The sequence below is a fragment of the Stagnihabitans tardus genome (genome assembly GCF_009925085.1).
GTDB lineage: Bacteria > Pseudomonadota > Alphaproteobacteria > Rhodobacterales > Rhodobacteraceae > Stagnihabitans > Stagnihabitans tardus.
This window is the reverse complement of sequence record NZ_JAABNR010000018.1, coordinates 26,750-52,582: the sequence shown is the minus strand read 5'-3', so window position 1 is coordinate 52,582 and position 25,833 is coordinate 26,750. Positions and strand designations below refer to the sequence as shown.

At 66.8% G+C, this 25,833-nt stretch carries 24 protein-coding genes and 1 riboswitch; of the genes, 5 read left to right on the top strand and 19 right to left on the bottom strand.

The features are described from left to right. From GV832_RS16445 to GV832_RS16425, 5 genes are read right to left on the bottom strand one after another with little or no spacing between them, the layout of a single operon-like run. Positions 1-654 carry a DUF1007 family protein gene (locus tag GV832_RS16445; protein WP_168775972.1) on the bottom strand — a complete coding sequence of 218 codons (654 nt, stop codon included), beginning with the start codon at positions 652-654 and terminating at the stop codon, positions 1-3. A gap of 9 nt (positions 655-663) precedes the next feature. Then, positions 664-1,719, bottom strand: coding sequence for a FecCD family ABC transporter permease (locus tag GV832_RS16440; RefSeq protein ID WP_168775971.1), 1,056 nt, complete (start codon positions 1,717-1,719; stop codon positions 664-666). Next, positions 1,719-2,651, bottom strand: coding sequence for an ABC transporter substrate-binding protein (locus tag GV832_RS16435; RefSeq protein WP_168775970.1), 933 nt, complete (start codon positions 2,649-2,651; stop codon positions 1,719-1,721). The genes GV832_RS16440 and GV832_RS16435 overlap by 1 nt, the downstream gene beginning before the upstream one ends. A gap of 14 nt (positions 2,652-2,665) precedes the next feature. Further along, entirely contained in the window at positions 2,666-3,439 is a 774-nt protein-coding gene (locus GV832_RS16430) for an ABC transporter ATP-binding protein (protein ID WP_168775969.1), read from the bottom strand. Then, positions 3,436-3,879 (bottom strand): DUF1636 family protein, encoded by a 444-nt coding sequence (locus GV832_RS16425; RefSeq protein WP_168775968.1) that lies wholly within the window; start codon positions 3,877-3,879, stop codon positions 3,436-3,438. The genes GV832_RS16430 and GV832_RS16425 overlap by 4 nt, the downstream gene beginning before the upstream one ends. Before the next feature lie 32 nt (positions 3,880-3,911). Then, a riboswitch (cobalamin riboswitch) is annotated at positions 3,912-4,125 on the bottom strand. A gap of 117 nt (positions 4,126-4,242) precedes the next feature. Here GV832_RS16425 and GV832_RS16420 point away from each other — a divergent pair. Together GV832_RS16420 and GV832_RS22555 are read left to right on the top strand one after the other, a co-directional pair. Next, positions 4,243-5,454, top strand: coding sequence for a GTP-binding protein (locus GV832_RS16420; RefSeq protein WP_168775967.1), 1,212 nt, complete (start codon positions 4,243-4,245; stop codon positions 5,452-5,454). Then, positions 5,384-5,659 (top strand): DUF1826 domain-containing protein, encoded by a 276-nt coding sequence (locus GV832_RS22555; protein ID WP_168775966.1) that lies wholly within the window; start codon positions 5,384-5,386, stop codon positions 5,657-5,659. The genes GV832_RS16420 and GV832_RS22555 overlap by 71 nt, the downstream gene beginning before the upstream one ends. 348 nt (positions 5,660-6,007) lie before the next feature. On the opposite strand, the gene ligM is transcribed toward GV832_RS22555, so the two are convergent. From ligM to GV832_RS16395, 4 genes are all read right to left on the bottom strand, one after another. Continuing rightward, positions 6,008-7,411 (bottom strand): vanillate/3-O-methylgallate O-demethylase, encoded by a 1,404-nt coding sequence (gene ligM, locus GV832_RS16410; protein WP_168775965.1) that lies wholly within the window; start codon positions 7,409-7,411, stop codon positions 6,008-6,010. Between the two features lie 111 nt (positions 7,412-7,522). Further along, a complete protein-coding gene (locus GV832_RS16405; protein WP_168775964.1) occupies positions 7,523-8,248 on the bottom strand; it encodes a GntR family transcriptional regulator in 726 nt (241 codons plus the stop codon). A 62-nt stretch (positions 8,249-8,310) separates the two neighbouring features. After that, the gene (locus tag GV832_RS16400; protein WP_168775963.1) at positions 8,311-9,186 is read right to left on the bottom strand and encodes an amidohydrolase family protein; all 876 of its coding nucleotides are present in this window, start codon (positions 9,184-9,186) and stop codon (positions 8,311-8,313) included. Then, positions 9,183-9,962, bottom strand: a complete 780-nt coding sequence (locus tag GV832_RS16395) for a crotonase/enoyl-CoA hydratase family protein (RefSeq protein ID WP_168775962.1) — start codon at positions 9,960-9,962, stop codon at positions 9,183-9,185. The genes GV832_RS16400 and GV832_RS16395 overlap by 4 nt, the downstream gene beginning before the upstream one ends. A gap of 130 nt (positions 9,963-10,092) precedes the next feature. Here GV832_RS16395 and GV832_RS16390 point away from each other — a divergent pair, with 130 nt between their 5' ends. The 3 genes from GV832_RS16390 (at position 10,093) to GV832_RS16380 (ending at position 13,199) form a co-directional block, all read left to right on the top strand. Then, on the top strand, positions 10,093-11,892 hold the full coding sequence (locus GV832_RS16390; RefSeq protein WP_168775961.1) for a feruloyl-CoA synthase: 1,800 nt from the start codon (positions 10,093-10,095) through the stop codon (positions 11,890-11,892). Continuing rightward, positions 11,892-12,650 carry an SDR family NAD(P)-dependent oxidoreductase gene (locus GV832_RS16385; RefSeq protein ID WP_168775960.1) on the top strand — a complete coding sequence of 253 codons (759 nt, stop codon included), beginning with the start codon at positions 11,892-11,894 and terminating at the stop codon, positions 12,648-12,650. The genes GV832_RS16390 and GV832_RS16385 overlap by 1 nt, the downstream gene beginning before the upstream one ends. 84 nt (positions 12,651-12,734) lie before the next feature. Next, on the top strand, positions 12,735-13,199 hold the full coding sequence (locus tag GV832_RS16380; RefSeq protein WP_168775959.1) for a MarR family winged helix-turn-helix transcriptional regulator: 465 nt from the start codon (positions 12,735-12,737) through the stop codon (positions 13,197-13,199). Here the strand turns inward: GV832_RS16380 and GV832_RS16375 are convergent. The 10 genes from GV832_RS16375 to GV832_RS16330 form a co-directional block, all read right to left on the bottom strand. Then, a complete protein-coding gene (locus tag GV832_RS16375; protein WP_168775958.1) occupies positions 13,196-14,623 on the bottom strand; it encodes a J domain-containing protein in 1,428 nt (475 codons plus the stop codon). The two genes, GV832_RS16380 and GV832_RS16375, sit on opposite strands and share 4 nt — an antisense overlap. Continuing rightward, entirely contained in the window at positions 14,613-16,268 is a 1,656-nt protein-coding gene (locus GV832_RS16370; RefSeq protein ID WP_168775957.1) for an Hsp70 family protein, read from the bottom strand. Before GV832_RS16370 ends, GV832_RS16375 begins: the two co-directional genes overlap by 11 nt. 58 nt (positions 16,269-16,326) lie before the next feature. Continuing rightward, entirely contained in the window at positions 16,327-17,046 is a 720-nt protein-coding gene (locus GV832_RS16365) for a FadR/GntR family transcriptional regulator (protein ID WP_168775956.1), read from the bottom strand. A gap of 38 nt (positions 17,047-17,084) precedes the next feature. Beyond that, positions 17,085-18,263 (bottom strand): aminotransferase class V-fold PLP-dependent enzyme, encoded by a 1,179-nt coding sequence (locus GV832_RS16360; RefSeq protein WP_168775955.1) that lies wholly within the window; start codon positions 18,261-18,263, stop codon positions 17,085-17,087. 9 nt (positions 18,264-18,272) lie between these two features. Continuing rightward, positions 18,273-19,139 carry an ABC transporter permease gene (locus GV832_RS16355; protein ID WP_168775954.1) on the bottom strand — a complete coding sequence of 289 codons (867 nt, stop codon included), beginning with the start codon at positions 19,137-19,139 and terminating at the stop codon, positions 18,273-18,275. After that, positions 19,136-20,059 carry an ABC transporter permease gene (locus GV832_RS16350; RefSeq protein ID WP_168775953.1) on the bottom strand — a complete coding sequence of 308 codons (924 nt, stop codon included), beginning with the start codon at positions 20,057-20,059 and terminating at the stop codon, positions 19,136-19,138. Before GV832_RS16350 ends, GV832_RS16355 begins: the two co-directional genes overlap by 4 nt. Further along, entirely contained in the window at positions 20,056-20,961 is a 906-nt protein-coding gene (locus GV832_RS16345) for an ATP-binding cassette domain-containing protein (protein ID WP_168775952.1), read from the bottom strand. The genes GV832_RS16350 and GV832_RS16345 overlap by 4 nt, the downstream gene beginning before the upstream one ends. After that, positions 20,958-21,908: an ABC transporter ATP-binding protein gene (locus tag GV832_RS16340; protein WP_168775951.1), complete on the bottom strand. Its 951-nt coding sequence runs from the start codon at positions 21,906-21,908 to the stop codon at positions 20,958-20,960. Before GV832_RS16340 ends, GV832_RS16345 begins: the two co-directional genes overlap by 4 nt. Before the next feature lie 88 nt (positions 21,909-21,996). Beyond that, entirely contained in the window at positions 21,997-23,610 is a 1,614-nt protein-coding gene (locus tag GV832_RS16335) for a peptide ABC transporter substrate-binding protein (protein WP_168775950.1), read from the bottom strand. Positions 23,611-23,790: 180 nt separating this feature from the next. Then, on the bottom strand, positions 23,791-25,806 hold the full coding sequence (locus GV832_RS16330) for a YgiQ family radical SAM protein (RefSeq protein WP_168775949.1): 2,016 nt from the start codon (positions 25,804-25,806) through the stop codon (positions 23,791-23,793). Positions 25,807-25,833: the final 27 nt, after the last annotated feature.

Genomic DNA, 25,833 nt, shown 5'->3' with positions numbered 1-25,833 from the left:
CTATGCCCCCTCACAGGTGATCCGCAGGGTCTGGGCGTAAAGCCTGCCCACCTGCGGATAATCGCCCTCGATGCTTTCTCCCGCCGGGATCTTCTGCAACTCGGCCTTCAGCGCCTGATCGGCCGCCGAGAGGTCGGGCTCCTCGATCCGGGCGGAGCAGCCGGGCGGGGCATTCTTCATCATCGGCAGGGCGGTCAGGGTGAATTCGTTGTAGTAATAGGGGTCATAGTTGCGGATCGTCAGCCCCCCAGGTCCGATCTTCACCGGCTGCACCAGATCGCGCGAGATGAAGGAGAGGATCCGCCCTTCCTCGACCCGGATCGAGGCGTCCAGCGGGCCGGACAGCGGCTGATCGACCCCCGCCGCTTCGACGTAAAGATGGCCGACATAGCCCGGCGGCCAGTCGGTGTTGAAACCCTGCAATTGCTCCACTTCCGCCTCGGTCAGCTTGCCGTCAAGGTCGCTGTCCAGCCCCATGTCGGCAAAGACCGACATGGAGAAGTATTCATCATAAGCCCAGGCCACCCGGATCGAGGCCAGCCTTTGGCTGTCGTCAAAGGTCAGGACAAGCATCGTGTCCAGAAAGACATGGGGATGGGCCTCTGCCACCGAAGGCGCCAGGCAGGCCGCAAGGAGGAGCGCTTTGACCGACATGGCGCCATCCTATTCCCTGCGGCCCCGCCGCGTCATCATCCAGATGAAGAAGACGCCCCCCGCCAGGCCCGTGACGACGCCGATGGGCATGTCCTCGGGCGCCATGACGACGCGCGAGAGGGCATCGGCGCAGATCAGGAAGACGGCTCCGGCAAAGGCCGAGAAGGGCAGGACGCGCAGGTTGTCTCCGCCGACCACCAGGCGGACCAGGTGGGGCATCATCAGGCCGACAAAGCCGATCAGGCCGGAAAAGGCCACCATGACCCCGGTGATCAGCGCGGCCGCGACAAAGACGGCAAGGCGAAAGCGGCCGACCTCGATGCCAAGGCTGGCGGCGGTCTCGTCGCCGAGGCTCATGGCGTTCAGCCGCGGGGCCTGGGCCCAAAGCCAAAGGCCCGCCGGGATCAGGACCGCCAAGGGCCAGACCAGATGGGCCCATTGCGCCAGGCCAAGCCCGCCCAGCATCCAGAAGACCACCGTATGGGTGGCGCGGGGATCGCCGAGGAAGATCAGGATATTGGCCCCCGCCATGATGACGAAGCTGACCGCGACCCCCGCCAGGATCAGCCGGTCGGCACTGGTGGCGCCTGCCAGCCGCGCCACGGCCAGGACCATGAGGGTTGCCATCAGCGCCCCGCCAAAAGCCATCAGCGGCACGGTCAGAATGCCCAGGAAAAGCCCGGTATGCAGCAGGGCCGCAATGGCTCCGAAAGCGCCGCCCGAGGAGATGCCCAGCAAATGCGGATCGGCCAGCGGGTTCCTTGTCACCGCCTGCAGCGCGGCGCCTACAAGGCCAAGCCCCGCCCCCACGATCCCCGCGAGGATCACCCGGGGAAAGCGGATCTCCCAGACGATCGCCGCGCGGCCCGGGCTCCAATCCGGGGTGATGACCCCCGGCAGGAGGCGGTCCAGGGCCACGCCCCAGACCGTGCCGAGGGGGATGGTCACAGCCCCGACCGAGACCGCCAGGGCGACCGCAAGCGCCAGGACGGCCAGCATGGCGAGAGCGAGGCCAGAACCGGCTCCGATCCGGCGCGCAAGGGCGGGGGCTGCGATGTCGGTCATCACTGGCCCCAGAACCCTGCGACCAGCTTTTCCACGGCCTTGATGTTGCGCGGGCCAGGCGTGGCCTCGACATAGTCCAGCACGACGAAACGGTCGTTCTTCACCGCCTCGATGCCTGCAAAGGCCGGGTTGCCCTTCATGAAGGCGATCTTTTGTTCGGCCGTCACATCGCCGTAGTTTACGATCACCACGACCTGCGGGTTGCGTTCGACCACCGGCTCCCAGCCGATCTCGGCCCAGCTTTTCTCGAGGTCGTCCATGATGTTGACGCCCCCCGCCGCCTCGATCAGCGCCGTGGGCATGGCATAGGCGCCGGCGGTGAAGGGGGCTTCCTCGCCGCTGTCATAGACGAAGACGCGCAGGGGGGCGCTGCGGTCGATGCCCTGGGTCGCCTGTTCCAGCTGCGCTTTCCAGCCCGCGACCAGCGCCTCGGCCTTGGGTTCGACATTGAAGATCGTCCCAAGGTTCAGGATATCGGCATACATATCCTCCATGCTGGAGCGCGCCTTGGGGCCGATATGGATGCAGCTTTCGGTCAGCTCATAGGTCTGGATGCCCAAGGGGGAGAGCGTTTCGGGCGTGACCTCGCCGCCGACCTTCATCCCGTAGTTCCAGCCGGCAAAGAAGAAGTCGGCCTCGGCCCCGGCCAGAACCTCCTTGGTCGGGTATTTGGCGGAAAGCTCGGGCAGTTCGGCCACACCTTCGCGCATTTCGGCGTCCAGCGTCTTCCAGCCGGAAATGCCGGTATAGCCCACCATGTGATCGCGCAGGCCAAGGACCAGCATCATCTCGGTCAGGTTGGAATCGTTGGAGATCGCGCGGGTGGGCGCGCGGTCGAAGGTCACCTCGCGGTCACAGCTTTTGACGGTGACGGGATAGGCGAGGGCTGCCGAGGCCGACAGCAGAAGGGCGGCACAGGAAAGACGGATCATGGGGGTCCTTGGCGTCAAAGGTGGAAGGAAAAGCGCGGGGCCTCGCCGGAACGGTCGATGCGGGCGCGGATGTTGAAGGCGCGGGCGAGGTTGGCCTCGCTGAGTGCCGTGTCGGGGGGACCATCGGCCAGGATGCGGCCCTCTTGCAGGATCAGCACCCTTTCGGCGAACTCGGCCGCCAGGGTCAGGTCGTGCAGGGTGGCGATCACGGTCAGGCCAAGGCCCTTCAAGAGCGCCAGAAGCTCCAGCTGGTGGCGGATGTCCAGGTGGTTGGTGGGCTCGTCCAGCACGATGACCTTGGGCTCTTGCGCCAGGGCGCGGGCCACCATGACCCGCTGCCGCTCGCCGCCCGAGAGCGTGCCGAAGGGGCGGTCGGCATGGGGCACAAGGTCCATCCGCGCCAGCGACGAGGCGATGAGGGCGGCATCTTCGCGGCTGGGGCCCGAAAGCCCGGCCGAAAGGCCGCGCCGATGCGGCAGGCGCCCAAGCGCCACGATCTGCCGCGCGGTCAGGGCGAAGTCGGTGGGCTGTTCCTGCAGGACGGCGGCAAGGTTACGGGCGGCCTCGGCCGCGCCCATCAGCCAGATATCGCGGCCCATCAGCCTCACAGTGCCGCGACTTGGGGCCTGGTGGCGATAGAGAAGCCGCAACAGCGAGGACTTCCCCGCCCCATTGGCTCCACAGATCGCCAGGATCTGCCCCTGCGGCACGGCAAAGCCGATGTCGCGCAGGATCGGTTCGCGCCCCCGGGGCCCCCAGGAGACGCCTTCGACCTCGATGACGTTCATTGGACGGGCCCCTCACGGGTGACGATCATCGCGGCGGGAATGCGGGCCAGGGTGTTGTCGCAAAGCCGGGGCGGGCAGTCGCGGCCCGAAAGCCAGCCGTCCTCGCGCGCCGCGTAAAGGCGCGAGAATTCGACCAGGTCGTCGATCGGCTGGCCCGGGTCGATATCGCCGAAAAGCCAGGTCGCCTTGGCACTCGCGCGCCAGCCCAGCACGCAGGGCCCGCCATGGTCGGGCACGCAGCCCGCAAGGCAGGCCGTGCCGGAGACCTCGAAATCCTCCGCCATCCCCGCCGCCGCAATCGCGGCGCGCAGCTTCTTCATCAGCGCATGGCCGGGCGCGCAGTCGGCGCCCTTGTGCTTGCAGGCCTTGCAGACAAGGATTTGATGTGGCGCGGATTGCGCCACGGAATAGACCGGCTTGCGCCGCGTCAGCGTCGTCATCGCATGCTCCTTCCGGGACACCCCGCCCGGGTTGCTATCCTCTTGCGATGGCAGGTCTCCTGACTCGCGGGTCTTGGCTCTCCCCGCCTTCCCGGTGCTTGCGCGCCAGTGGCATCGGGGGTCGCTCGCCGCCTACAGTTGCGGGGGCAGTCACGGCTTGGGCGGCTGATGCCTACACCCGACCCGTGTTCCCTTTTCACCCGGCCGCGCGTGGCTTGGCCGGGAACCATCACCTTTATCGTGCAGGCTCCCCCAGCCGGCGTCAAGCCGCATCCCGACGCGAGGAAGAGAAGGAACGACATTGCAGACCCGCCGGTTTCGGTTTAGAGAATCACGTTATATTATCACATAACGTGAAGTGCCATGCCCCAAAACCAACCCGATCCCCGCCTGCCCGTCACCGTGCTTTCCGGCTTCCTTGGCGCCGGCAAGACCACGCTTTTGAACCATGTCCTGAACAACCGCGAGGGCCGCCGCGTGGCCGTCATCGTCAACGACATGTCGGAAGTGAACATCGACGCCGACCTGATCCGCGAGGGGGCGACGCTCTCGCGCTCCGAGGAAAAGCTGGTCGAGATGACCAATGGCTGCATCTGCTGCACGCTGCGCGACGACCTGCTGACCGAGGTGCGCCGCCTGGCCTCCGAGGGCCGGTTTGACTATCTGCTGATCGAAAGCACCGGCATTGCCGAACCCCTGCCAGTGGCCGCCACCTTCGATTTCCGCGATGCCCAGGGCCAAAGCCTGTCGGATGTAGCCCGGCTGGATACGATGGTCACCGTGGTCGATGCGGTCAACCTCATGCGGGATTTTTCCAGCCATGACTTCCTGGCCGACCGGGGCGAGGCGCTGGAGGGCGACAGTCGCAGCCTGGTCAACCTCTTGACCGATCAGATGGAATTTGCCGATGTCATCGTCCTGAACAAGGTGGACGACGCCACGCCCGCACAGGTCGATGCCGCGCGCAAGATCATCCGCGCCCTGAACCCCGATGCCCGGGTGATCGAGACCAGCCACTCCCGCGTCGACCCCGATGCGATCTTTGACACCGGGCTTTTCGACTTTGACACGGCCCATGAACATCCGATGTGGGCGAAAGAGCTTTACGGCTTTGCCAATCACCTGCCCGAGACCGAGGAATACGGGATCTCCTCTTTCGTCTACCACGCCCGCGCGCCCTTTGATCCCTTGCGCATCCATGCCGTGCTGAACGGAGACCTGCCCGGGGTGATCCGCGCCAAGGGGCATTTCTGGATCGCCACGCGGCCCGACTGGGTGGCCGAGTTCTCGCTGGCGGGCGCCATGTCCTCGGTCACGCCGCTGGGGCGCTGGTGGGCCAGCCTGCCCGCCTCGCGCCTGCCGCAGGACCCCGAATCCCAGGCCATCATCGCCGCGAAATGGGCCGAGCCCTGGGGCGACCGGCGGCAAGAGATCGTCTTCATCGGCGCAGGCCTGGACCGCGAGGCGATCTGCGCCGCCCTGAACGCGGCCCTGGTGACGGCCGATGACTTCACCCCCGGCGCCTGGACGCGGCTGGCCGATCCCTTCCCGCATTGGGGAGCCAAGGCCGCATGACCGGGGGGCTGCGCAAACCCCTGCCGCGCGCGGTCTGGGTCGCGGCTTCGGGCAAGGCCGAGGGGCTGGAGCGCATCGCGGAGCCCGGCATCGCGGCACGCTTTGGCCGGGCGAGGATTGCGGGCTCTTGCACCGCTCGCCCCCCATCGCGGGCACGGGCGAAACGCGGCTGTTGCTGGTGATCGAGCTGCCCGAACAGGACTGAGGTCAGACGGGCAAGAGATGCCGTCGCTTCTGCGGGGAAAATGGCCCTCCGGCTGGTCCGCAGGCCCGAGACGGCCCGGGCCTGCAAGCCTGCATCGGTCATGACAGGCTCCCGCTCCACCACCGGCGCGGCCAAACTCCAAGCTGCATCGGCGCCTTGCGGGATGGCCAGAGCCTGGGGCCCGTCCAGGCCCTGGCCATGGGATCAAGGCAAGGCGGCCCTGGGGCCGCTGAGGGACCGGTGCGGCTGCGCAATGCCCCTGGTCCAAGGGGCGCAGGGGCATTGCAGGGCGGCGTTCCTGACGCTACGCCGAAACCGGAGCAGGGCCGCCTTGGGGGGCCGCTCGCCCTAGCCCTTGGTGCGCCAGCTTTCGGCGTAGTTGGTCCGCGCCTCGGCCGCATAGGGCGTCGGCGCCACCCGCACGCGGATCTCCGTCTGGCGATGCGGCTCGGCCGAGGTCTTGCCCGTCGTCTCGGGCTCGCCCCATTTCAGAGTCAGGATATCGCCCTCCTGCACATCCTGCGCCACGACGCCCAGGGACAGCACGCAGCGCTCGTTATAGGAGAAGCCGTTGAACATGCTCATCCCCACCATGCGGTCGCCCTGCATCACCATATCGGCACTCGAGGACGCATAGTTCGACAAGGGGAAGTCGATCCATTTGAAGGGCAATCCGGGCTCGAAGTTCGACGCGATGACCTTCATCACATCATCGCGGTTCCATTCGAAAGTCACTTTCTTGCGGTTCTTGGGGCTGCCCTTCATCGCCTGAAGCGCCGCCTTGCCGACGAAGTCATCCTTCTTCCAGCCGATATAGAAGTCATAGCCCAGCTCGAAGGGGTTGACGTAGTAATCCTCGATATTGGCGCTGACAAAGCTGCCGCCGATCGAGCCCGCCGCCTCGTAGCTGTCGGCCGCCAGCCAGTCGCGGTAGTCCTTCAGCATGCCCTCACCGGTATAGATCCCCGGCAGAGGCGAGGGAATCCAGCCCGATTCCAGCGTGTTGGTCGCATAGGCCCGGCTGCCGCATTGCACCAGGTTCACGCCGGCATCCCGGGCGGCCTGCAGGATGGTCGAGTGGATGTAATCCTTGTCCTTGTAGGGCCCCCAGATCTCCAGCCCAGGGGCGCCGGACATGCCGTGACGCAAAGCCTGGACCTTTTTCGAGCCCACGTTGATCCAGTCGACATGGAAGAACTTGATGTCCGGCACCGGGCCGCCGTTCATCTTTTCAAAGATGCGCGGCGCATCGGGGCCCTGGATCTGGAAGCGGTAATGTTCGCGCAGAACCCGCTCCCCCTCGGGACGCGAGGGGCTGCGGGGGTCGTATTTCAGCCGCACGTTCCACTTGGCCCAGGCCGCGCAGAACATCAGCCAATTCGAGGTCGGCGCGCGGCCCACCAGGACATATTTGTCCTCCCGCTCGCGGAAGATGATGTGGTCGCCGATCACATGGCCCGCAGGGGTGACCGGGACAAAATGCTTGGCGCGGTTCAGGTCGAAATTGGCAAAGGAGTTGATGCCGTGCTGCGACAGGAATTCGGTCGCCTGCGGCCCTTCGACGATCAGCTCGTCCATGTGGTGGCTTTGGTCGAAGAGAACGGCGGACTGGCGCCAGGCCACCTGCTCGTTGCGCCAGTTCTGGAATTCGGGCGCCACGACCGGATAGACATAGATCCCGGCCTTGGAATTGCGCAACATGGTCACCGGATTGCCGGCCCCGGCCATGACGGTGGAAAGACTAAAGGACATGGAAGCTCCTCCCTGAGTTTCATGTATACATGAGACGGCGGGATGAGCGCGAAATCAAGACAAAAGCGCAGAATCCGCGTCGCGGGCCTGCGAAGATGCATACATGGGGCCCTAGCCCGCCAGGATGGCCAGGCCAGGCACGCCTTCGCGCTGCGCGGGCTCATGGGTCAGCAGGAATTCCACGTTGCGCCGGGCCGCGCGGGCATGTTCGCGGGCGATTGATTCGGCGCGAAAGCCCTCGCGGTTGGTGATCGCCTCCAGCAGGGCGCGGTGCTGGTCATGGGCGGCGGAGAGGGTCCGGGTCAGGGCGGCCATATGCGCGCTGTCATCCAGAAAGGCCGAGGGTGAGGCAAAGGGCAGGGCGGTGATCCGCTCGATCTCGCGCAGCAGGACATCGCTTTGCGGCAGCCGCGCCAAGAGCGCGTGGAAGGCAGAGTTCAGGCGGGAATAGCCCTCCATATCAAAGTCTTGCGAGAGAAAGAGGGCGTCGATCTGGCGCAGGATATCGCGGGCCTCGGCCAAGAGCGGCTCGGGCGCGCCGCGTTCGGCGGCAAGCCTTGCGGCGGTGCCCTCCAGCACGCCGCGCAGCTCGATCGTGTCGACCACGTCGCGCACCGCAAAGCTGCGCACCACGAAGCCGCCGCCGCTGGCCCGGTCCAAAAGCGCCTCGGCGGCCAGCCGCGAGAGCGCGTCCCGCACCGGGGTGCGGGATATGCCAAGCTCTTCGGCCAGGGCGACCTCGAAGAGCCGGGTGCCCCCCGGCAATTCCCCGCCAAGGATGCGCTTGCGCAGCGCCAAGAGGGCGCGTTGGGCATGGGTTCCGCTGCGTTCTTCCATGGGCTTCCCCGATCTCATGTATACATGAGCAGGGTAGCCGCAGGGAGCCTCGATGTATACAGCTACATCTTCAGGATGCGGCGGGCGTTTTCCTTCAGGATCAGGGGCCGCACCTCGTCGCGGATCGGCAGGGCCTCGAAATCCTTCAACCAGCGGTCGGGCGTGATGGCGGGCCAGTCCGAGCCGAACAGCATCTTATGCTTCAGGATCGTATTGGCATACTGCACGAAGATCGGCGGGAAATACTTGGGCGACCAGCCGGACATGTCGATATGGACATTGGGCTTGTGCTGGGCGACCGCCAGGCCCTCTTCGGTCCAGGGGAAGGAGGGATGGGCCAGGACGATGGTCATATCCGGGAAATCCACCGCCACATCGTCGATATGGATCGGGTTGGAGTATTTCAGCCGCATCCCCATCCCGCCGCGCATCCCCGAGCCCACCCCGGTCTGCCCGGTGTGAAACAAAGCAATCGCGCCCTCTTCGGCGATGGCCTCATACAGGGGATAGGCCATGCGGTCGTTGGGGAAAAACCCCTGCATCGTGGGGTGGAACTTGAAGCCCTTGACGCCGAAGTCGCGCACCAGCCGCCGCGCCTCCCGCGCGCCGATCTTGCCCTTGGCCGGGTCGATCGAGGCGAAGGGGATCAGGATATCGGCGTTCTCGGCGCAATGCCGGGCGATTTCCTCGTTGGAATGGCGGTAAAACCCCGTCTCGCGTTCGGCATCGACGCCGAAGATCACGGCGGCGATGCGCCTTTCGCGGTAATAGGCGGCGGTTTCCGGCACGGTGGGCAGCATGCCGCCCGCCCCGGCCGGGTTCTTGAAATAGGCCGCCATCCCGGCCTGGAACTCGTTATAGCCATCGTCGCGGTGGCAGTTGCAGGGCTCTTCCGCATGGGTGTGGAAGTCGATGGCGATGATCTCGTCCAGGTTCATTCCTTGGGCGCCTCCAGCTTGGCCACGCGCTTTTCCAGGAAGTCGCGCAGCCTTTGGGTGGCCTCTGGCGTCACCGAGGTCAAGGAGGACATGAGGCTTTCGACGAAAAGCCCATCCTCGGAGGACATGTCGCGGATGCGGGGCAGGGCGTTGATGATGGCGTAATTCGACATGGGTGCGTTTTGCGCGGCAGCCCGGGCAAGCTCCATGGCCTTGTCCAGCGCCTGGCCCTGGGGCACGACATAGCTGACCCCGCCCCACTGCTCCATCTGCACCGGAGAGACGGTGCGCCCGGTCAGCATCATGTCCCCCATCCGCGCCGCCCCGATCAGCCGCGCGATCCGCACCGAACCGCCGCCGCCGACGAAGATCCCCCGCGTGCCCTCGGGCAGGCCGAAGAAGGCGGTCTCGTCGGCCACCCGCACATGGGCCGAGGCCGCGAGTTCGAAGCCGCCGCCGACCACCGCGCCTTGCAGCGCGATGACGAAGGGGATGCCGCCCCGCTCGATCCCGTCGAAGATCTTGTGCCAGCGGCGCGAGCCCTGGACCGCGGCGATCAGCGGCTTTTCCACATGTTCGGCCAGGTCCAGGCCCGCGCAGAAATGCTTGCCCGCGCCGAAGATCACCGCCGCCTTGGCCTCGACCTGGGCGCGTTCGACCGCGACATGCAGCGCCTCGACCACGCGGTCGCTGATCGCGTTGCGCTTGGTGGGGCGGTTCAGCCCGATCAGGGCGATCTCGCCCGACAGCTCATAGGTGACCAGCGGTTCGTCCATCCTCGCGCCTTTCTGCGGCCTTCTGCAAAAATGTTATCCGCCATAAATATTATGCCATACAGCTCTCTTGTGCAAGGGGCGGATTGCGGATACTGTTATCCCTCATAACAGTTTGCAGCCGGAGGGAGCGATGGACGGCCTTGCACTGAACCCCGACGAGCCGGTTCGGCTCGTCTGCCAGACGCGGCCCGATGGTGCGATGATCCTGCATCAAGAGGCCGAGCTCGGCGCCTTTCCGCGCTGCATCACCGAACGGTCCCTCCATTGGGCGCAGGTCGATCCCGACCGGCTCTGGATGGCCGAGCGCAGCGGCGAGGGCTGGTCTCGCATGACTTACGGGGCGGGGGCCCGCGCGATCGAGTCCATCGGGGCGGGGCTCCTGGCGCTGGGTCTTACGGTCGAGCGGCCCTTGCTGATCCTGTCGGGCAACAGCCTGGCCCATGCGCTGATGGCCTTGGGGGCGCAGCATGTGGGCATTCCCTCGGCGGCCCTGTCGCCGGCCTATGCGCTCTCGGGCACGGACCGGGCCAAGCTGGCCGATGTCGTGGCGCAGCTGACCCCGGGCCTGGTCTTTGCCGATCACGCGGCGAAATACCTGCCGGCCATCGACGCGGTCCTGTCCGCCGATGTGCCGCTGGTCTGCCTGACCGGAGAAAGCGCCACGCGTCCCGTCCTGCGCTTTGACGCCCTGACCGCGACTCCCGTGACCGAGGCCGCAAGGGCCGCCCATGCCGAAGTGGGGCCCGATACCGTGGCCAAGTTCCTGTTTACTTCGGGCACGACCGGCAGCCCCAAGGCGGTGATCCAGACTCAAAGGATGCTTTGTGCCAATCAGGCCATGGTGGCCGAGGCCTATCCTTTCCTGAAAGAGGAACCTCCGGTCCTGGTCGATTGGGCACCCTGGAACCATACGGCCAGCGGCAACAAGGTCTTCAACATGGCCATCCACCACGGTGGCAGCTACTACATCGACGACGGCCGCCCGACGCCTGCCGATATCGGCAAGACGATCCGCAACCTGCGCGAGGTCGCTCCGACCTGGTATTTCAACGTGCCCATCGGGTTCCAGTTCCTTCTGGACCTGATGGAACAGGACGAGGGCCTGGCGGATCATTTCTTCTCGCGGCTGAAGATGCTGATGTATGCGGGCGCGGGGATGAGCCAGTCGGTCTGGGACCGGCTTTCGGCCCTGGCGTCGCGCAAGGTCCAGGGCGGCGTGCCCATCGTTTCGGGCCTGGGCGCGACCGAGACCGGGCCTTTCGCGCTGTATTATTCCGACAAGAAGGACCACCCCGGCAATATCGGCATCCCGGCCCGGGGCGTCGTGCTGAAGCTCGTGCCGCAGGACGGCAAGCTCGAGGCGCGGCTGAAGAGCCCCTCGATCACGCCGGGCTATTGGCGCAATCCGGCGCTGACGGCCGGGGCCTTCGACGACGAGGGCTTTTACAAGCTGGGCGATGCCTTGCGCTTTGCCGTGCCGGGCGATCCGGCGGCGGGCTTCGTCTTTGACGGGCGCCTGGCCGAGAATTTCAAGCTGGCCACCGGGACCTGGGTGGCGGTGGGCGCGCTGCGGGCGGGGCTGGTCAATGCGATGGGGGGGCTGATCTCGGATGCCGTCATCGCGGGGGAAGAGCGCGACGACCTGCGCGCGCTTCTGGTGCCGAATAGCGCAAGGCTGCGCGAGCTGGCGGACCCGCGCGCCGCGCTGGCCGAGCGGCTTAGCGCCCATGCCAGGGCTGCGACGGGCAGCGCCAGCCGCATCGTGGCGGCGCTGGTGCTGGAAGAGCCGCTGAGCTTCGACCGGGGCGAGGTGACCGACAAGGGCTCGGTCAACCAGCGGGCGGTCCTGCGGGAAAGGGCCGAACTGGTGGCCCGGCTCTGGACCGATGACCCCGGCGTCATCCGCGCCGATTGGAAGGGGAAGCCTTGATGCCGTTGAAGGATCGTCACATCGCCGTCACCGGGGCGGGTTCGGGCCTGGGCGAGGCGGTGGCCCGCAGGCTTGCCGCCGATGGGGCCCGCGTCACCGTCATCGACCGCGCGCCCGGGGCCGCGGCCCGCGTGGCGGCGGAAACCTCTGGCCATGCGCTTGTGCTGGACGTGACCGACCCGGAAGCCGGGGCGGCGCTGGACGGCGCCATGGCCGTCCAGGGGCCGCTTTGGGGCCTGGTGAATTGCGCGGGCATCGGCGGGGCCGCGCGCATCCTGGGCCGCGAGGGCCCCATGGCGCTTGAGACCTTCGAGCGCACGATCAGGGTCAACCTGGTGGGCACCTTCAACATGATGCGGCTGGCGGCGGATCGGATGCAGCGCAACTCGCCCGGGGCCGATGGGGCGCGCGGGGCCATCGTCAACACGGCCTCGGTCGCGGCTTTCGACGGGCAGTTGGGCCAGGCGGCCTATGCGGCCTCGAAGGGCGGGATCGTCTCCCTGGCCCTGCCTGCCGCGCGGGAGCTGGCGCGCTTCGGCATCCGCGTCAACACCGTGGCCCCGGGCATCTTCCTGACGCCGCTCCTGGCCGAATTGCCCGAGCCGGTGCAACAGGGGCTGGCGGCGCAGATCCCCTTTCCGCCCCGCCTGGGCAACCCGGCCGAATTTGCCGATGTCGTGGTGATGTGTCTGACCAATCCCTATCTGAATGCCGAGGTCATAAGGCTGGACGGCGGGCTGCGCATGCCGGCCAAGTAAATGACATGGCATAACATTGGTATTTCATCCCGATCGCGGCTTGGGTAAGACGGGGCCAGGATCAAAGGCAGGACAGGGCAAGCCATGGCAGAGGTCGAAACGCCATCCGACGCGGGCCAGGTCGATACGCCCCTGGCCGAGTTCATCGGCTATGCGATGAAACGCGCGCTTTCCATCGTGCAGGCCGATTTGTCGCGGGTGCTGGGCGGGTTCGGCCTGCGGGCGGTGTCCTTCTCGGCCCTGTCGATCGTCGTGGCCCAGCCCGGCCTAACCCAGACCCAGCTTGCCGATGCGCTTCAGATCGAAAGGTCGAACCTGGTCACCATCCTGGACGAGCTTTCGGGGCGCGGGTTGATCATCCGGGCCCCCGTGGCCCAGGATCGCCGCCGCCATGCGCTGATGGCCACGGCCGAGGGCCAGACCCTGGCCCAGGCCGCGCAAACCGCGGTCAAGACCCATGAACGCGCGCTTTTCTCCTGCCTGACCCCCGAAGAGCAGCACGAGCTGAAGCGGCTGCTGACCAAGTTCCGGGGCCAGGCCGGGGCCTAGTCGCAGCCCGCAAGGGCGGTGAAGCTTGTGCCCGACCACTCCCACCGCGCGCAGGGGCTGGCGCCAAGCGTCGCCAGGCGAAGGGGCCAGCGGTCGCCCCTCAGGGTGTCCCCCGCCAGAAGCGCTTCGTTGGCGGGGTTCCAGCTGTCGCCGGCCATGACCGGCTCTGCGATCAGGTAAAGCCTTTGTCCCGCCTGCAAGCCCCCGGGCGGCAAGGCCAGCGCGCCCTCGATCAGGGCCTTGCGCTGGCCTGCCCGGGCCAGGACCATCTCGACGAAGCCGCGCGGCAGGACCACCAGGCTCTCCCCGGGCCCAGGCGGCGCAGCGGCCAGCGCGTAGGCTTCCCCCGTCAGGTCGTCGACCCTGCCCCTGGTCCAGGAGAGCCCACCCGGCCCATGGTCGAAACTGCCCGCCCTCTTGTCGCGGTAATGCATCCAGTGCGACATCCGGTAGCGCGCGGCCAGCATCATCCCCGCGACATGGGCATCGCGGTCGCTCAGCGCAGCCAGCGTGTGGGCATCGGTCCCCGGCCCATCCAGGTCCTGGGCCACCCGCCGCAGCCGCGCCAGGACGGTCTGGGTCAGGGGTTCGACCGAAAGGGCGCGGGTCGCAAGGAAGAATTCGGCCTGGGTATCGGCGGCGGGCAGGGGCTCGGTCCCGTAAAGGAAGTCGCTGTCCCGTGCGGCACTGGTCCGGATGCGCTCGGTCTCCAGCCGCAGGACGGCCTCGGGAGACAGGCTGCGCGCGGGCGGCTGGTAGGCCACGATCACCTTCAACAGGATGAAGGCGAGGAAGAGCACAATCATGGGACTGACCGTGAAGCGCCGCTCTTTCGCCATGGGGGGCGGGGCCGGGGCGTTCAGGAAGCCCGCGGCCATCAGGAAACGGTCATAGTCCGGCCAGGACTGCATCCGCACCATGTCGGAGAGCCAGCCGAAGCGTTGGTCCAAGAGCGTGATCAGGTGGCGCAGGGCGGCGGGTTCCAGGTCGCTGCCGGCTTCGGCGTCAAAGCCGGGCAGGCCCTGGCCATCGACCGAGATATGGCCGATCAGGAAAAGGTAGATATCCACCTCGACGGCGGCGGCGACCGAGGGATCGACGAGTTCCGGCCGGGCCAGGACCTCCATAAGCCGCAGCGCATGGTTGCCCGTGCCGTTGATCCGCTGGCGAAGGGCGCGGATCGCGGTCTGCGTCTCGTCCGCTGTGGCCTGCGGGGCTGCGGCCTTCGGCTCCGGCATGACCGGTTCGGCCCCCTGGGCCTCGACCCTCAGCGCCCATTCATAGGCCAGGCGGAGGTCCTGAAAGGCCTGGGGGTCGCGGTCGGGGTCGATGGACTTCAGCCGCCTCGCATAGGCGCGGCGGATATCGGCCCGGCTGGCGCCCGGTTCCAGGCCCAGTGCGGCGAAGGGTCCGTCACCGGACATAATGCGCCTCGAAGCGGTCAAGCTCTGCGGTGATCTCGTCGCGCTTGCGGGCGATGTCGCCAAGGTTCTGCCGCTGCAACAGGTCATGGAAGGCGGCCAGCAGGTCTTGCAGCCCGACCCGCTCTGCCTCGCGGGCCATGGCGTAACAGCGTTCGAGTCGGGCGATCAGCGCAAGGTTGACCGTCTCGTCCATGGGATGGACCTTCAGCGCGGCAAGGCTGGCGCGGCGCACGGCGATCTCGGCCTCGGAAAGCCCGCCCGTCAGGGCCGTCACCACGACCGTCTCACGCGCACCGGTCGACAGAACATGGGAATCGATCTCGATCAGGCCCGAGGTGTCATAGCTCAACCGCAGTGCCACCAGCTCGCAATCCGGGCCTCGGGTCGGCAGGTCCACCCGGACCTCGCCCAGTTCGATATTGTCCTTGACCATCGGCGCCTCGCCCTGAAACAGCTTCATGACCAACTGCTTCTGCCCGGGTTGCAGCGCCGAGAAGACCTCTTCGCGTGAGACGGGGACCGTGGTGTTGCGCTCGATCACCGGCTGGAAATAGCCGGGAAAGTGGCGGCCATTCAAACTGCGCGCCACGTCGAAACCCAGGGAAAAGGCGGTGACATCGGTCATCACCACATCGTCCAGCGCCTGGTCGCGGGCGATCAGGGCGGCCTGGGTCGCAGCCCCCAGGGCGACGGCCTGGTCCGGATCGACCCCGGCCTCCGGCAGGCGCCCGAAGAGCCGCGCCACCAGGGCGCGCACCACGGGCATCCGCGTGGCCCCGCCCACCAGCACGACCCGCCCGATATCCCGGGGCGAGAGCCTGGCGTCGTGCAAGGCGCGTTCCACCGGCAGGCGCAGCCGTTGCAGAAGCGGGGCGACCAGCGCGGCGAAATCGTCACGGGTTACGCGCCAGCCCTGGCCCGCGATCTCGGCCTCGGGCGCGCGCGACAACTGGTGCTTGAGACTTTCCGCGGCCGCCCAGGTCACCGCCCTTTGGCCCGTGTCGCGCGACAGGCCATGCGCCGCTTGCAGGTGATCGGCCAGGGCCGCCGTGAAGTCCTCGCCGCCAAGGAAGGCATCCCCGCTCGAGGCCCGGACCTCGATCACCTTTTCGAAGACCTCGACGATCGAGACGTCGAAAGTCCCGCCGCCCAGGTCGAAGACCAGGATATGGCCCTCGGTCTCGATCTCGGCCAGGCCAAAGGCCAGGGCCGCCGCCGTCGGCTCGTTGACCAGCCGCAAGGGCGTCAGGTCGGCGGCCAATGCGGCCTCGCGGACCGCCTTGCGCTGGACCTGGTTGAAATAGGCCGGAACCGAGATGACGACATCGCGCGGCCGCGTCCCGGTCTCGGCCTGGGCAAGGTCGGCAAGGTCGCGCAGGATCAGGGCTGACAGTTCGGGCGCCGTCAGCCGGTGTGGCCCAAGTGAAAAGCGCTTGGTCGTGCCCATGGCGCGCTTGAAGGCGGCGACGGTCTGATCCGGATGCGAGACCAGGCGATCCTTGGCCGCCTGGCCCACCAAAAGTGACCCGTCAAGGTGCGAGACCACCGAGGGCAGAAGCGGCGGCTGGCCGATCAACCGGACCTGGCCCTGGTCCCAACAGGCGATCAGGGAATTGGTCGTGCCAAGGTCGATGCCGAAATGCATGGGGCTCTCAATCGCGGTTTACGGCAGGAAAGGCCAAGCATCCGCCAAGGTCAAGGGCTCAGCGGCCGTCGATGATGGCCTGGACCTCGTCGGCCACGACTCGCAGCATGGCGGTCACGGCAGCCTCGGCGGCATCGGGATCGGCCGCCACGATGGCATCTGCCAGGGGGTGATGCAGCGGAAAGGAGGCCAGGCCGAAGTCGTCGCGGCCAAAGGGGCTTTCGTCGCCGCGGATCAGGGCCTCGTCCAGGCGGTGCAGGATCTGGCCGAACATCGGATTGCCCGAGGCGTCGTAGATCGCGCCGTGGAAGGCCGCATCCGCCTTGTGCCAGGGCGCGCCCGCATCGACCAGGTCCACCAGGGTCTTGCACAAGGCCTTGATCTGCAACCGCTGGGCCGGGCTGGCGTTCAGGGCCGCGCGGCGGCAGACCTCGATCTCCAGCGTGCGGCGCACGTCCAGGAGCTTCAGCAAAGCCTCGCCCGAGAGGCGCAGCGACAAGGGCACCGGGCCTTTCGAGGAATGGACCCGCGCCATGAGGTAGGTTCCATCGCCCCTTCGGCGGCGGATGATGCCCAGGGCCTCCCAGCGGTTCAGGACCTCGCGGATCGTGGACCGGCCGACATTCAGCTTTTCGGCCAGAAGCACCTCGGGCGGCAGGCGGTCGCCGACCGTCAGCCCCGCATCCTCGATCATCGCGGCCAGGGCATCCATGACCGCATCTCCCCGAGACTTGGCCTCGAGCGCGTTCAGGTAATGCAGGGGGGCTTTGGCAGGCATGGGGTCTCCTTTAGCCCGGCAGGACGCCCCGGGGCAACCTATCCTTTCAGGGCGAAGATCTCGGTCAGGGCGGTGACCAGGAGGTCGAGGTCGGATTGGCGCGTATAGCCCTGGACCGAGAAGCGGGCGATGTGGTGGTCCTGCCATTGGTAACAGGGGATCTCGATCCGGTAGCGCTCCATCAAGAGGGGTTGCAGCTGGGCCGGGTCGAAGGGCGGCAGGCGGACGGGGAACATCTGCGGCGCGCGGAACTCTTCGGCGCAGAGGGGGGGGAGGCCGGTCAGCTTCGCCAACCGCGCGCCGGTCTCGGCGGCCATGGCCTGGCAGCGCTGGGCGATGGCGTCCCAGCCATGGGCCTCGCGGAAGTCCATCGCTGCCGTGACGGCGAGGAAGGCGGCGGGATCGCGGGTGCCCTGCACCTCCAGGGAGTCAATGAAAGCGCTGTGGCCGAAGGGGCCGGGGTCCTGGCCGTGCTTCCCCGCCTCCCAGCCGTGGCTGATCGTGGTGGGGCGGATCATGGCCTGGCAGTCGCGGCGGACATGCAGGAAGGCCGATCCCTTGGGCGCCATCAGCCATTTGTGGCAATTGCCCGCGTAGAAATCGGCGCCGAGCGCGTCGAGGTCCAGGGGGATATGCCCCGGCGTATGGGCGCCGTCTATGACCGACAGGATGCCCCGCGCCCGCGCCTCGGCCACGGCGCGCGCGATCGGAAAGAGCATCGCCGTGGCAGAGGTGATGTGCGACAGGAAGAGCACCCGGGTTTTCGGCCCCATGGCCGCGATGAGCGTGTCGGTGAACTGCGCCTCCTCCATCAGCGGCAGGGGCACGGTGACGGGGACGATGCGCGCGCCCGTGCGCTGGCAGACATAGGCCCAGGTCTTTTCCAGCGCGGCATATTCGTGGTCGGTGGTCAGGATCTCGTCGCCCGGGGCCAGGTCCAGCGACTGGGCCACGATGTTCAGGGCCTGGGTCGCATTGACCTGGGCCACGATGTCATCGGGGTCGGCGCCAAAGGCGCGGCCCATGGCCTCGCGCACCGCCTGGGTGCGGGGCGAGAGCGCCCGGCGGCTGTCCAGGAACTCCACCGGCTGACGTTCAAGGCGAAGTTGCCAGTCCTGGTAGGCCTGGAAGACGGGCCTGGGGCAGGCGCCATAGGAGCCGTGGTTCAGGAAGACCACGTCGGGGTCGAGCAGGAAGAGGGGGGCGAGGTTGGTCATCGGGCTCTTTCAGCGGGATTTCGTGGTCGGGTCCAGCGCATCGCGCAGACCGTCTCCGAAAAGGGTGGTGGCAAGGACCGTCACGGCAAGGGCGGCCGTGGGGAAGACCGCCATGTGCCAGTAGAAATACATGAAGTTCATCCCGACGTTGATCATCTGCCCCCAGGAGGGCACCGGGGGGGCGACGCCGATGCCAAGGAAAGAGAGGCTCGCTTCCAGCATCATCGCCATGGGGATCGAGAGGACAAAGCCCACGATGACCGGAGAGATGGCGTTGGGCACCAGGTGGCGGCGGATGATATAGGACGGCGTGGCGCCAAGGGCCACGGCGGCGCGGACATAGTCCTTTTCCCGCGCCGATTTCACCTGGGCGCGGACCAGGAGGCAGACCTGGACCCAGCCGAAGAGGGCGGCGATGATGACGATGGTGGGCGTGCCGCCCTGGGTCAGGGCCCCTAGCAGCATCGCAGCCAAAAGCGGCGGGACGACGGAAAAGAGCTCGATCAGCCGCATGACGGCCCAGTCCACGGTGCCGCCGTAATAGCCCGCGATGGCGCCGAGCGGCAGGCCGATCAGCACCGAACAGATCGCGGCGGCCAGCCCGATGCCCAGCGAGACCCGCGCGCCATAGACGATCCGGGTGAAGACATCGCGGCCAAGGTCGTCCAGCCCCATCCAATGGGCGGCAGAGGGCGGCGCCAGGGCCTCGGTCAGCCAGGTTTGCGCGTCATAGGTGCTTGGCGTGATCAAGGGCGCGAAAAGCGCGGCCAGGAGGATCAGCGCCAGGATCACGCCCGAGACCAGGGCCGCGCGGTTCGCGGCCAGGCGGCGGAAGGCGAGGGCACGGGGCGAGGGCGCCATCTGCTGCTGTGTCATCTGCGCCTCCGGATGCGCGGGTCCAATAGCGCATAGGCCAGGTCCGAGAGCAGGTAGGCGATGCAGAACATCGTGGTGATCATCAGGATCAGCGACATCTCCAGCGCGTAATCGCGGGTCTCGATGCTTGAGACGAAATAGGCCCCAAGGCCGGGGACGCGGAACATCGCCTCCACGAAGATCGACCCGGTGGCGGTGCCGATGAACATGGGCAGAAACACGGTGACCAGCGGCAGGGCGGCGTTCCTCAGCACATGGACGAAGAGGATGCGGCGCTCTGACAGGCCCTTGGCGCGCAGGACGGTGACGAAGGGGCGGGTCAGGACGTCCAGCATGGCCGACCTTGTATAGCGGGCATAGGTCGCCATCGGGATCGTGGCATAGGCGATGATCGGCAGGATCCACTTCTCGGGCTTGCCCCAGCCCGAGGCCGGCAGCCAGCCCAGCCAGACCGCGAAGATCAGGATCAGAAGCATCGAGGTCACGAAGACCGGGATCGTCAGGCCCAGGGTCGCAAAGGCCGAGGCCAGGTAGTCGATCCAGGTGTTCCTGCGCAAGGCCGCCGCCATGCCCAGCAGGATGCCGAGTGGCGCGCCGATCAGGACGCCGAGGCCGCCCAAAGTGAGGCTCGGCACCCAGGCGCGACCGAGGAGCTGTAACACGGTCTCTCCGGGCGATTGGAAGGGGACGCCGAAGTCGAGGTGCAAGACGCCCCACATATAGCGGAAATACTGTTCGGGCAGGGGTTTATCCAGGCCCAGCTGCGCCATCAGCTTGGCGCGGACCTCTGGCGAGACAGGCATGTCGTTGCCGTCGAAGGGCCCGCCGGGGACGGCGTGCATCATCAGGAAGATGATGATCGAGACGACGATGAAGGTGAAGACGACCGACAAGAGGCGGCGGAGGATGTAGAGGATCATGGCGTCTCACCCGAAGTGATGACGGCTTCGACGCGGTGGGTCGGCGTCAGGTGGATCAGGCGGGGCTCCGGCCCGGGGGCGTCGCCCGCCAGGTGCAGGAGCCCCGGGGTCGGGAAGGTCCTGCGGCGGCGGTCCTTCGGATGGCGGGCCGGGATCGCATCCAACAGCGCCTGGGTATAGGGGTGGCGGGCGGCAGCGAAGATCGTCTCGGTCTCGGCCTCTTCGACGATGCGGCCCGCCTGCATGACGGCGACACGGTCGGTCAGCGCGCGGACGACCGAAAGATCGTGGCTGATGAAGAGGATCGAAAGCCCCATCTCTTTCTGCAGGTCGGAGAGCAGGTTGATGATCTGCGCCTTGATCGAGACATCGAGGGCAGAGGTGGGTTCATCCGCCACCAGGATCTCGGGCCGCAGGATCAGGGCGCGGGCGATGGCGACGCGCTGGCGCTGGCCGCCCGAAAGCTCGTGCGGATAGCGGGCGGCGAAACTCGCAGGCAGGCCCACGCGGTCCAGCCATTGGCGGGCTTTCGCAGGGTCGGGCTCGCCATGGATCACCAGGGGCTCGGCCACGATTTGCTCCAGCGTCATCATGGGGTTCAGAGCGGAGTAGCTGTCCTGGAAGATCACCTGCATCCGACGCCGGAAGGGTTTCAGCGCGGGCGGGGGCAGGGTGGTGACATCGGTCCCGCCGATCAGGATCTGGCCCGAAGTGGGCTCGATCAGCCGCAGCGCCAGCATGCCCGTCGTCGTCTTGCCCGAGCCGCTCTCGCCGACAAGGCCCAGGATTTCGTTGCGGGCAAGCGCCAGGTCCACGCCCTTGACCGCGAAATGGTCGCGGGTCTTCCAGCCCTGGCGCAGGGGGAAAGATTTCGTCAGGCCCCGAAGTTCCAGCGCGGTCATAGCGGGCTCCAGCAGGCGGTGGCGCGGGTGGGGCTTAGGGCGGTCAGCGGCGGGGCCTCGGCACGGCAGCGGTCATGGGCGCGGGCGCAGCGCGGGTGAAAGGGGCAGCCCTGGGGCAGCTTGGCGGGGTCGGGCGAGGACCCGGGGATTTCCGACAGCCGTTGCCGCCCGGGGCTCTGGCCGGGGATCGAGTCCAGCAAAGCGCGGGTATAGGGATGGGCGGGGTGGTCGAAGAGATCGGCGGTCGGCGCCTCTTCCATCACATGGCCGCCATACAGGACCGTCACGCGGTCCACCGTCTCGGCGATGACGCCGAGGTCATGGGTGATCATCACGAGGCCCATGCCTGCTTCAGCCTGCATGTCCTTGATCAGTTGCAGGATCTGCGCCTGGACCGTGACATCCAAGGCCGTCGTCGGCTCGTCGGCGATCAAGAGGCGGGGTTGGCACGACAGCGCCATGGCGATCATCGCGCGCTGCAACATGCCGCCGGAAAGCTGATGCGGATAGGCCTGCATCGCCGCATCGGGGTCGCGGATTTCGACGCGGGCCAGAAGCGCCCGGGCCTCTGCACGGGCCGGGGCACCGGGGCGATGGGCGCGGATCGTCTCGACGATCTGGGCGCCGATGGGGAAGACCGGGTCGAAGGCGCTCATCGGGTCCTGGAAGATCATCGCGGCCGCGCGGCCGCGGATCTGCGCAAGGTCGGATTTCGACGCCCGTGCCATGTCGATGCCGCAAAGGCTCAGCCGCCCCTCGACCTTGGCCGTGGCGGGCAAAAGCCGCAAGGCCGCCATGCAGGAGACCGACTTGCCCGAGCCGCTTTCGCCCACGACCCCCAGGCTCTCACCCGGGGCAAGAGACAGGCGGACGCCGCGCACCGCCTGAACCGGGCCGGAGGCGCCGGGGAAGGTCACGCGCAGGTCGGAGATGTCGAGAAGGGTCATGCAAGGGTCCGGGAAAGGGCCGAGGGCGAACCCCCTGGCCCGGATCGTCACGTCCCGGGCCAGGGGGAACCCCCCGGCCCGGACAGGCTCATTGCTTGTCGACATGGGTGTAGAAATACAGCGCCAACTGCCGCAAGGGGGTGAAGCCCAGCTTGTTCGGCCCCGCACCCTCGCCCACCAGGTCCTTGGAGACCACGGCATTGGTGATCGGATGGACCACCGGGATCATCGAGGCATTGTCGATCAGCACCTGCTCGGCCTGCTGATACAGCGCCGCGCGGTCCTCCCAATTCGGGCTCGAGTCGGCCTTGGCCACCAGCTCGTCATAGGCCGGAACGTGGTGGCTGTGACGGCCGCCGTTGTAGAAGATGCCGTAGAAGTTCGAGGGGTCGATGTAGTCGTATTCATAGGGCGCCAGGAAGAGGTTGTTCTTGCGGCCCGTCAGCCCGTCCATCCAGTCCTTCATCGGCAGGATCTTGATGTTCATCGTGATCCCCAGGATGTCCTTGAACTGCGCCTGAAGGTACTGGAGCATCGGCAGGGTGATGGCGCCGTTATAGCCGCCCTGGTCGCGATACCAGATTTCCACCTCGGGGAAGCCCTTGCCATCGGGGTAGCCGGCCTCGGCCAGAAGCGCCTTGGCCTTGGCGGGGTCGAAGACCGCCTGGCTGGTGATGGCCTCGTTGTATCCGGGATAGCCCGGCGGCAGTAGCGACTTGCCCGGGATGGCCAGGTCTTTCAGCACGGTCGCGGTCAGCTCGTCGCGGTTGATCGCGGCGGCGAGCGCCTTGCGCACGTTCACATTGTCAAAGGGCGCCGATTCCAGGTCGAAGGAGATATAGGACACGGCAAAGACCGCGTTCTTGGTGATCTGTCCGGGGAATTGCTTTTCGACGAAGGGGATCTGGCCCGCGTTCAGATAGGCGAAATCGGCCTCGCCAGCCATGAAGGCGGGAAGACCCACCTCGGGCGCGCCGAGCGAGGGGTCGATGACCAGCTCGTCCACCGTGGGCTGCCAGGGGCCGGTATAGGTCGGGTTCTTGACCAGGACCATGGAATTGTTGGACTTCTCCCATTCCTTGACCATGAAGGGGCCCGAGGCGACCAGCGTGTCGACATTGGTCGACCAATCGTCGCCCAGCTTGTCGAAGACATGTTTCGGCACCGGATACCACAGCGAGACCACGCCGGGCAGATAGGGCTTGGGCGTCTCGGTGTTCACCACGATCGTCAGGTCGTCGGGCGCCGAAATCCCAAGGGTGGCGACATCGGCCTTGCCTTCGGTCACCGGACCCCAGTTCTTGATCCCGCCCGCATAGCCCCAGTACCAGGCAAAGTCATAGCCCGTGGTGGCGGCATGTTGCAGCGCGAAGATATAGTCGCTGGCCTTGAGCGGCGTGCCATCCGACCAAACCAGCCCGGGGCGCAGCTTGAAGGTCCAGGTCAGGCCGTCTTCGGACTGGCTCCAGCTTTCGGCGGCGAGTGCGTTCAGCTGGAAGTCCTTGTCGAAGGAGGTCAGCGGGATCTGGGTGATCTCGGGATTGCCGGCCCGGGCATAGACCGTCTTCATGTAGTCCATGTAAGTGCCCGTGGTCGTGTCGCCCGCGGCATAGACCGTTTCCTGCGCCACGGCGGGCGAGAACCCGGTCAAGGCCGACGTGCCGATCAGGGCGGCGGCGGCCAAGCTCCTTAGAAACGTCATTGTCTTCTCCCTGTTGCATATCGCCGCCGGAAAGCGCCGGCCCTTTGGGCTTGCGAGGCGCGAAGCGGGATAATGACATATGTCTGACAAATCTTCCGCGACTTGGCAAAGGATTCTTCGGTGTGAAAAGGCCAAGCCCAGGCGGGGGCGCCTGGGCTGGACTGCGGCATGTAAAAGGGGTCAGGGCTTGACCGGCGGCACGCCCTTGGTGGTGAAGCGCTGGCCCTTGAAGGCCATGCGGGGCGGGCGCTTCTTGTCGCCGGGGCGGGTCAGGGGCTGGACCGCCGGAACCAGTTGCTCGGCGCGCGGCCCGATCAGGTCGGCGCGGCCCATGTCGCGCAGGGCCTCGCGGATGATCGGCCAGTTGTCGGGGTCGTGATAGCGCAAAAACGCCTTGTGCAGCTTGCGCTGCCGCCCGCCGCGGACCGTGTCGATCTTCTCGGACCCGCCGCGCCGCACGCCTTTCAGCGTGTTGACCCCGGTGTGATACATGGCCGTGGCGGTGGCCATGGGCGAGGGCAGGAAGGTCTGCACCTGGTCGGCGCGATACTTGTTCTTCTTCAGCCAGAGGGCGAGGTTCAGCATGTCCTCATCGGTCGTGCCCGGGTGGGCGGCGATGAAATAGGGGATCAGGTAATATTTCTTCCCCGCCTCTTTCGCCGCCGCGTCGAACATCTCCTTGAACCGGTCATAGGTGCCGATCCCGGGCTTCATCATCACATCGAGGGGGCCCCGCTCGGTATGTTCCGGCGCGATCTTCAGATAGCCGCCGACATGGTGGGTCACCAATTCCTTGATATATTCCGGCGACTTCACCGCCAGGTCATAGCGCACGCCCGAGGCCACCATGACCTTCTTGATCCCCTTCACCTCGCGGACCTTGCGGTAAAGGCTGATCAGCTCGTCATGGCTGGTGTTCAGGTTCGGGCAGATATCGGGGAAGACGCACGACGGCAGGCGGCAGTTCTTCTCGATATTGGGGTCCTTGCAGGCCATGCGATACATATTCGCGGTCGGCCCGCCGATATCCGAGATCACCCCGGCGAACCCCGGCGTCTTGTCGCGGATCTGTTCGATTTCCCGCAGGATCGAGGCCTCGGACCGGCTCTGGATGATCCGCCCCTCGTGTTCGGTGATCGAACAAAAGGTGCAGCCGCCGAAACAGCCGCGCATGACGGTGACGGAGGTCTTGATCATGTCCCAGGCGGGGATTTTCGCATCGCCATAGGACGGATGGGGCGCGCGGGCGTAAGGCAGGTCATAGACCATGTCCATTTCCGCGCTGGTCAAGGGGATCGGAGGCGGGTTCAGCCAGAGGTCGCGGTCGCCATGGGCCTGGACCAGGGGCCTTGCATTGCCCGGGTTGGCCTCGCGGTGCAACACGCGAGAGGCCCGCGCATAGGCCTCCTTGTCCTGTTCCACCACCTCGCAAGAGGGCAGGCGGATATAGGTCAGCCCGGCCACGCGGGCAGCGGCCTCGTCGGCGGAGTCAAGGTCGTCGGCGGGCAGTTCGGTATAGCCCTCGGGCACGGGGCGAAAGAGCGCCACCCCGCGCACATCGGTCAGCTCGCGTGCCTTCTCCCCGCCCGCGATGCGGTGGGCGACCTCGACGACCGCACGCTCGGCATTGCCATAGATCAGGATATCGGCCTTGGCATCGGCCAGGATCGACCGGCGCACCTTGTCGGACCAATAGTCGTAGTGCGCGATCCGCCGCAGGCTGGCCTCGATGCCGCCGATCACGACCTGGACCTCCTTGAAGGCCTCGCGGCAGCGCTGGGTATAGACGACCGTGCAGCGGTCTGGCCGCTTGCCGCCCTCTCCGCCCGCCGTATAGGCGTCATCCGAGCGGATCTTGCGGTCGGAGGTATAGCGGTTGACCATGGAATCCATGTTCCCGCCGGTCACGCCGAAGAACAGCCGCGGACGGCCGAGCGCCTTGAAGGCCTCGGCCGAATGCCAGTCGGGCTGCGAGATGATGCCCACCCGGAAGCCCTGGCTTTCCAGGAGCCGCCCGATGATCGCCATGCCGAAGGAGGGATGGTCGACATAGGCATCCCCCGTCACCAGGATGATGTCGCATTGATCCCAGCCCAGGCGATCCATCTCGGCGCGGGACATGGGAAGGAAGGGCGCGGCGGCGGAGGCCGGCGACTTCGGGCGCAGGGGCGGGGGAACGGATTGGGGCGCGGTCATCGCCGCAATATAGGCCGGACGGGCCCC